4 protein-coding genes and 2 pseudogenes are annotated in these 7,255 nt (G+C 62.2%); 3 read left to right on the plus strand and 3 right to left on the minus strand.

The features are described from left to right. Nucleotides 1-523 precede the first annotated feature (523 nt). Nucleotides 524-1,018: pseudogene (locus M3461_11935) on the plus strand (aquaporin). Between the two features lie 153 nt (nucleotides 1,019-1,171). Here the strand turns inward: M3461_11935 and M3461_11940 are convergent. The 3 genes from M3461_11940 to M3461_11950 form a co-directional block, all read right to left on the minus strand. After that, on the minus strand, nucleotides 1,172-1,888 hold the full coding sequence (locus tag M3461_11940; protein MDQ3775010.1) for a hypothetical protein: 717 nt from the start codon (nucleotides 1,886-1,888) through the stop codon (nucleotides 1,172-1,174). Nucleotides 1,889-2,081: 193 nt separating this feature from the next. Then, nucleotides 2,082-3,719, minus strand: coding sequence for an alkaline phosphatase (locus M3461_11945; protein MDQ3775011.1), 1,638 nt, complete (start codon nucleotides 3,717-3,719; stop codon nucleotides 2,082-2,084). Between the two features lie 230 nt (nucleotides 3,720-3,949). After that, complete coding sequence (locus M3461_11950; GenBank protein MDQ3775012.1) at nucleotides 3,950-5,083, minus strand: DUF6454 family protein; 1,134 nt, start codon at nucleotides 5,081-5,083, stop codon at nucleotides 3,950-3,952. Nucleotides 5,084-5,443: 360 nt separating this feature from the next. On the opposite strand from M3461_11950, the gene M3461_11955 reads away from it, so the two are divergent. Then, nucleotides 5,444-5,914 carry a hypothetical protein gene (locus M3461_11955; GenBank protein ID MDQ3775013.1) on the plus strand — a complete coding sequence of 157 codons (471 nt, stop codon included), beginning with the start codon at nucleotides 5,444-5,446 and terminating at the stop codon, nucleotides 5,912-5,914. A gap of 366 nt (nucleotides 5,915-6,280) precedes the next feature. Then, nucleotides 6,281-6,827: pseudogene (locus tag M3461_11960) on the plus strand (arsenate reductase ArsC). Nucleotides 6,828-7,255: the final 428 nt, after the last annotated feature.

A 7,255-nucleotide genomic window follows, 5' to 3' on the forward strand; every position in this document is an offset into this window, starting at 1 on the left:
GCTACGATCTCCGCAAGATGAGGGCCCACGGACTCCTCGAACGCGATGGTACCCACTACGCCTACCGCCTCACCTCCAAGGGCGTGAAAGTCGCACTCCTCTTCGTGCTCTTCCATCAGCGTCTATGCGGACCCCTAGCGAACAGCCTATTTCATCATCGCCCGCATCCACAGTTTCACCCGAAGAGCCCAATCGAAGCCGCTTTGCACAAGGCCGATGACTCTATTGACAAGTCATTCAATTACTTAAAGCTGCATGAAAAATGTTGCACAGCTTTCCTCCATGAACGACAATGTGAGAATCTAGACATGTGAAAACGACAGACGCCCTCAAGTGCCCGTCCGCGCTCGCGCACGAGACCCGTCTCGCCGCATTCCGCCATCTGTTGCAGATCGGCCCGGCGGGACTGCCCGTCGGCTCACGAAGTCCCAAGCGGCAAGACGGCGGTGAATCAGCCTGCGGGCAGGACGGATGCTGCGGTCCCTTAGCGGCGTGAAGTTCACATCGGAGTTTGCTCGGCACGATGCTGCTGCTCGCGGCCGTCGTGGGCAGCGGCATCATGGGCGAAGCGCTAGCGCAGGGAAATCTCGCGGTGGCACTGCTCGCGAACGCGGCGGCCACCGCGGGGGTGCTCTACGTGCTGATCGCGATCCTGGGCCCGCTGTCCGGCGCCCACTTCAATCCTGCGGTTTCGCTGGTCGCCTTCGCGAGGGGTGAGCTGTCGGGCGCTGACACCACGGCGTATCTGCTCGCGCAATTCGCGGGCGCGATTCTCGGCGTGCTGCTTGCGCATCTTATGTTCGACGTCGACCTCATGCAGCTCTCCGCCAAGACGCGCTCGAGCGTCGGACAGTATGTGAGTGAGGGCGTCGCCACGTTTGGTCTTGTGCTCACGTTTCTCGCCGGCGTGCATCATCGGCCCAGTGCAGTGCCGCCGCTCGTCGCGAGCTACATCTTCGCCGCCTACTGGTTCACGGCATCGACGTCATTTGCGAATCCGGCAGTGACCGTCGCGCGCGTCGCAAGCCGCGGGCGCCGCTGCGGCGGCGCTCTGTGCACGCATGCTGCTCGGCCGGCCTAGTGGGGTGCGATAGACCCCATCGAGCGCGACGGCCGGAGATGTGCGGAATGGTAAGTCACGTCGACGTTTGAAGCGAGGAATCAGCGTCCCTCAGCGGGAACCATGCTCTGTCGAGTGCGAGTGTAGGTGGTGCCGGCCGGCAACCCGCGTGGCCTTACGCACCAGCGGATCCTTCTCCTTGTCGCCGAAATCGGCGAAGTCGACCCGGCGATACTCCCCGAGCGTTTCTGTTTTGCTGCGCGGTACGGGCGCAGCATCGACAGGCCAGGTCTCGAGCAAGCGTGTGACGATCCGACGGCTCTGATCACGGCGTTCGATTAATAACGGAAGCGAGATCGAAACTAACCAGTGGACTTCCGTCGAGACGCCGTCGGGCGTGCCGCGAAAGACCTTGACCAAACCAGTTGTTGCCCTGCGTGAGCTTACTTCCTTCAGGTGTGTTCCGAGTGCCTGGGGATCGATAAGGGATTGCAGATGACGCCACGACAGGTGCTTTTGCATGGCAGCGAGATCGCCCGGGTAATAGTCGACCACGGCTCGGTCGTCGGGAAAAACCTGCTCCTTGGAGATGCGTCCCTCGCTATCCCTCGACCAGATTTCGCTGAACACGCCCCCCACCGTGCGGGTTTCGACCCGCTGGTCATCGCGCCACAGATACCAGCGCAACCGCGTGTGACCCTGTGCCGTGGTCTGATCTCCCTCGGCAAGCACCTCCGTCTCGTATAGCGCGGCGAGCGGCGGGAACACTCTCGCCGGCGCCGTGGCCGGGTCATGATCATGGCCCTCGCCGGTACCGGTCGCCTCCATCTCCCGCGGAACCCCCTGCAGGGTTGCGGACAACACGATCAAGAGCCATGCAGTCGTTGTTTTGAGTCGATCCATGTCAATCCCGTGTTAGCGATAGCCCCAACGTAGAAGCATGGGGGCGAGGAAACATCCCCGCCTTCCCGGCTGGCCGGGCGTAGCCACCGGATGAGCACAAATATAACGTTGAGCCCGCTTAAAAGCGGAAAGCTTCCTTCATCACGTGATAGATCCAGTTCTGTTCCATGACGCCACGCACGAGGTGCGCTTTAGGACCGCTGCCGTAGATCGCCACATCCTCACCCGAATGCGTTTCCGAGGAGAGCGGTACCGTCGATTCCGGCATGAAGGTCGGTACCGTGGTGTCAACGCTGGTCATGTCGGGCCGCAACGCGCCGTTGGTGAAGGACTCTGGATTGTGCGGGAATGTCTTGAGGCCGGCAGGCTGGACATCGGACGCGCCCGTATAGCCTGGGCCGTTGGCGTAGCTCAGCGTGGTGTAAGGGAGGCCGAGCGCATCGCTTTGGAGCTCCGTCGGATCGCCGTCTACGTTCGGCACCTCGGCTACCTTACCGAGGATCGGGTTGCCCCGATGGGGGTAGCCGGCGATCGTGAACACATGGCTGTGGTCGGCGGTCACGATGATGAGCGTCTCTTCGGGATCGGTCATCTCGTAGGCCTTCTGGATCGCCTTCGCAAACTCGATGGTATCGGTGAGCGCCCGATAAGGGTTGCCGGCGTGGTGGGCGTGGTCGATGCGCCCGCTCTCGACGTGCAGGTAAAAGCCCCTCTTCTTTTTCTTCGAAAGGATCTGGACCGCCTTTGCGGTCATCTCGGACAGCGAGGGCTCGCCCCCCTTATCGCTCGGACGATCATGCTCGTATTCCATATGCGAGCGTTCGAACAAGCCGAGCAAGTGGCTGGTCGCCGCTGGATCCGCCGCGTCGAAGCCTGCCCGGTCATACACAAACTTGGCGCCGGGGCCACGCGTGCTCACCCACTCGTCGGTCAGGTCGCGGCCGTCCTTGCGACGACCCACGTTGGTGCCGCCGTCTTCCGGATCGACCAGGGTGTCCGGTTGAAAATAGGAACGACCGCCGCCCAGGGCAGCCTTCAGGCTGTCCTTGACCCCACCGGTTAGCTCGATGAGCTGGCGGGCGATATCTTTCACCGCGCAGGAACCGGCGGGCAATCCGTTCGTTTCCTCATACGAGCGGATCTCGCTGTCACTCTCCCAGTCACGCACCGCCGTGTGCGCGTAGTTCGCGCCCGGCGTCGCATGCGTCAGCCGCGCGGTACTTACGACGCCGGTGTCTTTGCCGGCATGGGCGGCCTGCTCGAGGATGGTCTCTAACGACTTCGAAGCGATCACCCCCGGATCGCACTCGTAGCGCGCGGTGGTGTGGTCGACCGCCAGCATGCTCTCGCGCGCCTTGTAGCCGGTGACCATGGCGGTCGTCGTCGGTGCAGAATCGGGGGTCTGCTGGTCCCAAGAATAAACCTTGGACAGCGCGACGTAGGGCAACTTCTCGAAGAACAAGCTGTGCTCCTCACCGGGCTTACCCATCTGCTGCCCTTCCAAGATGCGGGCAGCCGTCACGGTAGAGACTCCCATGCCATCACCGACAAAGAAGATCACATTCTTGGCCCGGTGCCTTATCGGGAAAAGCTTTTTTGCGTTCTCTATGTACTCCTGGCCGGCATCGAACCAGTCGGATACCGACTCGGGTCCTTGTACCGCGGGCTCGGCCCCGATCGCCACGGGAGCCGCCACCGTTGTAGCGAGGGTGAAGAAAGCGCTGCGTACGGCCAGATTCGGGTGTTTGTGTTTCATCAACTCACTCCTTTGTCTCTTAAAGGAACTGCGCATTACGGACACGCCAACCGTACCAGCCTTTTGTGACGCGCTCATTACGTTTTAGTGAACATGAGGAGAGTGGGCCCAAACGAGATGGGTGTAGGTCGCAAACTGATCAATGGAGGCGACGGCGCCGTAGTGCTACGACGTTGTCCGGTGGGGTAACGTCCGTATGGTAGGTTTGGTCGCCTGACCGCGCTACGACGTCAGCGGTTCACCCACGGCGTCGCCTCGTAGACGAGGAGCTGGGCCTGGTTGTCAGTCTCGGTCATGAAGTAGACGCGCATCGAGCGATTGCCGACCGGCTCGGCCCAGAACGCATTGTGCGACAGCGCCAGCCCGGGGTTGGGACCACTGCCCTCGTCGACGAATCCATTGACCGGGACCTGATGCGCAGGCCGCGCGCGGCGGAGGTCGACGAGATCGAGGCCGCCGAACGCGATCGAACCGAACGGCGTGCTGTAGCCGCCCACGCCGCCACAGAGCATGTACTCGACGCCTTGGTAGTGGCAGTCCTGGTAGTCGATGTAGGCCTCCGTTCGGCACCCAGTGCGATTGCTCGACCTGCAAAGCGCCGCGCTTCGGCCCCTTGAGCCTCCATGTGTAGAGACGCGCGAGCCCCAGCTGACACCGTGCATCGTGCCGCCGTGCACGTTGTGCACGATGCCGCCGATGTGGTCGTCTTCTCCGAACACCGGCTCGGCCTCGAGCGAATCCGGATCGACTCGATACACCTGGCTCCGGCTATTGGGCCGATACTCGGCCACGGGCACCCAGATGTGCTCGCCATCGTAGTCGATGCCGCCAGGGTGGTAGATGCTGCCGGCGGTGAGCTCCACCTGGCCGAGCAAGCGGCCGTCGGCGTCGAACTTGAACAGCCAGCCGCGCCCGCGGCCCTCGGAGCGGTCGATGGAGAAGTCGTACAGAGCGTCCGTCTCGGTGCCGTTGCGCACCGTGGCCTCGAGCACCTCGACGGACGACACGAAGAACGTGCCGTCGATCTTTACCATCCCTTGGGTGTGGAACGTGGTCCATCCCCGCATGTCGAGCGCATTTACTCGATTCCAGATCGTGTTCTTCCCCATCAATCGAAAGAGCGCGGTGGTGGCGTTGTCGCGCGAGTGCCTGCGTGGGAGCCCCCCGAGCGCGGCGCCCACTTCGTTCGCCTCGTCGGCCTCGGCTGAGCTCGTACACCCACCGAGCCCGGCATCGAACCAGTCGGATACCGAGTCGGGTCCTTGTACAGCGGGCTCGGCCCCGATTGCCACGGGCACCGCCACCGTTGTAGCGAGGGTGAAGAGGGCACTGCGTACGGCCAGATTCGGGCGTTTGTGTTTCATCAACTCACTCCTTTGCTTCTTAAAGGGACTGCGCATTACGGACACGGCAACCGTACCAGCCTTCTGTGACGCGCTCATTACGTCTTGGTGAATATGGGAGAGTAGGCCCAAATGAGATGAGTGTAGGTCTCAAATTGGTCAATGGAGGCGACGGCGAGGGGAATGAGCATGGCCAGCCCTTCGATGTCACGCTGCCGTAATTCGGATATCACAATGATGTCATTCGGAACAGGTAAATTCCGCATCTCTTGTTAATACGAAGAGGAGTCCAATCCGATGAAATCCAAATTGTCCGTTGCGTTATCTTCCCTGGCGCTGACTGCGAGTCTGCCCTTCGCCACGGCTCATGCCGTCGAAAGTGTGAAGCCCAACGACCTCGGCGTGGTCGAGGCCCCCAATGCGGGATCCACGCCAGTTGATCTGGCGGACGTTCCGCCGCTCGTGTTGCACGCGGCGCGAGTCGCGTTCAAGGAATATGTCGGCCAAGCCGTGCTCACGGGCGCGCACGTCGACGCCGACGGAATCGAGGCCGTCTATGAGGTCAAGGGTCGCGCGTCCGATGACACGCTGATCGAGGCCGACATTCAAGCCGATGCGGTGCTCTTGGAGCTGGAAATCGAGATCTCGCGGCAAGAAGTGCCGGAGAACGTGCACGAGGCGGTGCGCAGGTTCGCTCTCGGCTTCGAGGCCTCCGGCGAGTCGCCGGCGATCGAGAAGAGCATTCGTCCGAGCGCCGGCGGCCTGCCGGAGATTTGGTACGAGTTCAGTGGCGTGACCTTTGACGTCGAGGTTCGAAGCGACGCGCGCGCCGTTCTGATCGAGCCCGCCTGATCGGCGGAGCGATGCAGTGCTGACGCCCTGGTGCTCGTCGCGCAACGCGCGCCCAGCACCAGGGCAAGCCCAAGGCCGGGCTATTTGCAACTGGCTACTTGGGAGGACTTCACGCAGCTCGGTGCCTGCCATGCACCGGAACCGGTTGCGATCGCACCCGGCGACGATGACGCCACTCGGTCGATCGCTGACCGCCGACGTCGCAGTCCCAAGCGTGATACCGCCATTCGCGCTGGGACGGTAAGCGTTGGTCGGCTCCCCGGATCTCTGTAACCGCCCGGATAGCGCCTATATTGAGCTTGACACGGCACGGCTGTGTCCGCTACAGTCACAAGCCCGCGAAACAACGCGCCTGAGAGGGGGACGATGGGCTCGGACAGGGTTTACAATGTGTTATTTCTCTGCACGGGAAACTCCGCTCGGAGCATCTTCGCGGAGGCGATTCTGAATCGGCTGGGCCGGGGTAGCTTCCGGGCCTTCAGTGCCGGCAGTCACCCGAAGGGGGAAGTGCACCCCCTCGCGCTGGATCTGCTACGCCGCCTCAACTTCTCCACCGAAGGAGTCCTCAGCAAGGGTTGGGAGGAGTTCTCGGGCCCGTCTGCACCGAGCATGGACTTCGTGTTCACCGTTTGCGATCGCGCGGCGGCGGAGGAATGTCCCATCTTGCCCGGCCAGCACCATGACCGCCCAGTGGGGGGTTGCCGATCCCAGCGAGGCACACGGCGACGACTTGGAGCGCGCGCAGGCATTCCGCACCGCCTTCAAGGAGCTGGAGAGTCGGATCGCCATCTTCGTCAACCTGCCCTTCGCTTCCCGCGATCACCTGAAGCTCCAGCAGAGACTGCACGAGATTGGGGGCGCGCGGGTCGCGGGCGACGCGGGCAAGGCCGAGGGCTTGGCGCCCTCGGGCTAGCATCGCTCGCGGCGACATACCGCGCACAACAAGGCGACTTTCCGAGTGTCAACTGTCGCCTGGAAGATATCGAGCTCGCAGGTGTGGTGGGGAACTCAAGGTCGCATGGTTGGAAATATTATGCGAAGTCGATCGCCCTGTTCAGAACGCCAACGCCCTGAAAAGTCAAGAGGTTGCCCACGGCGATACCCCAATACTCAGCATATTCCCGCACTCCGCATATCCGCGCTTATGCTGTGCACAGCATAAGCCTGGCTTTTGCCCGAGCTGTGCTGCCCGGCACATGTCGGAGAAAGCCAGGCACAGATGCTATGTAGGGCCACCCAGGCTACCCTTTAGGCGCATTGGTTAACCAATCCAAAGGAGAGCGAAGATGAATCGAGTGGCCCTACAGAGTAAAGATAACGCAGTCGAGGGGGTGTTGTACA

The sequence above is a fragment of the Pseudomonadota bacterium genome (assembly GCA_030860485.1).
Lineage (GTDB): Bacteria > Pseudomonadota > Gammaproteobacteria > JACCXJ01 > JACCXJ01 > JACCXJ01.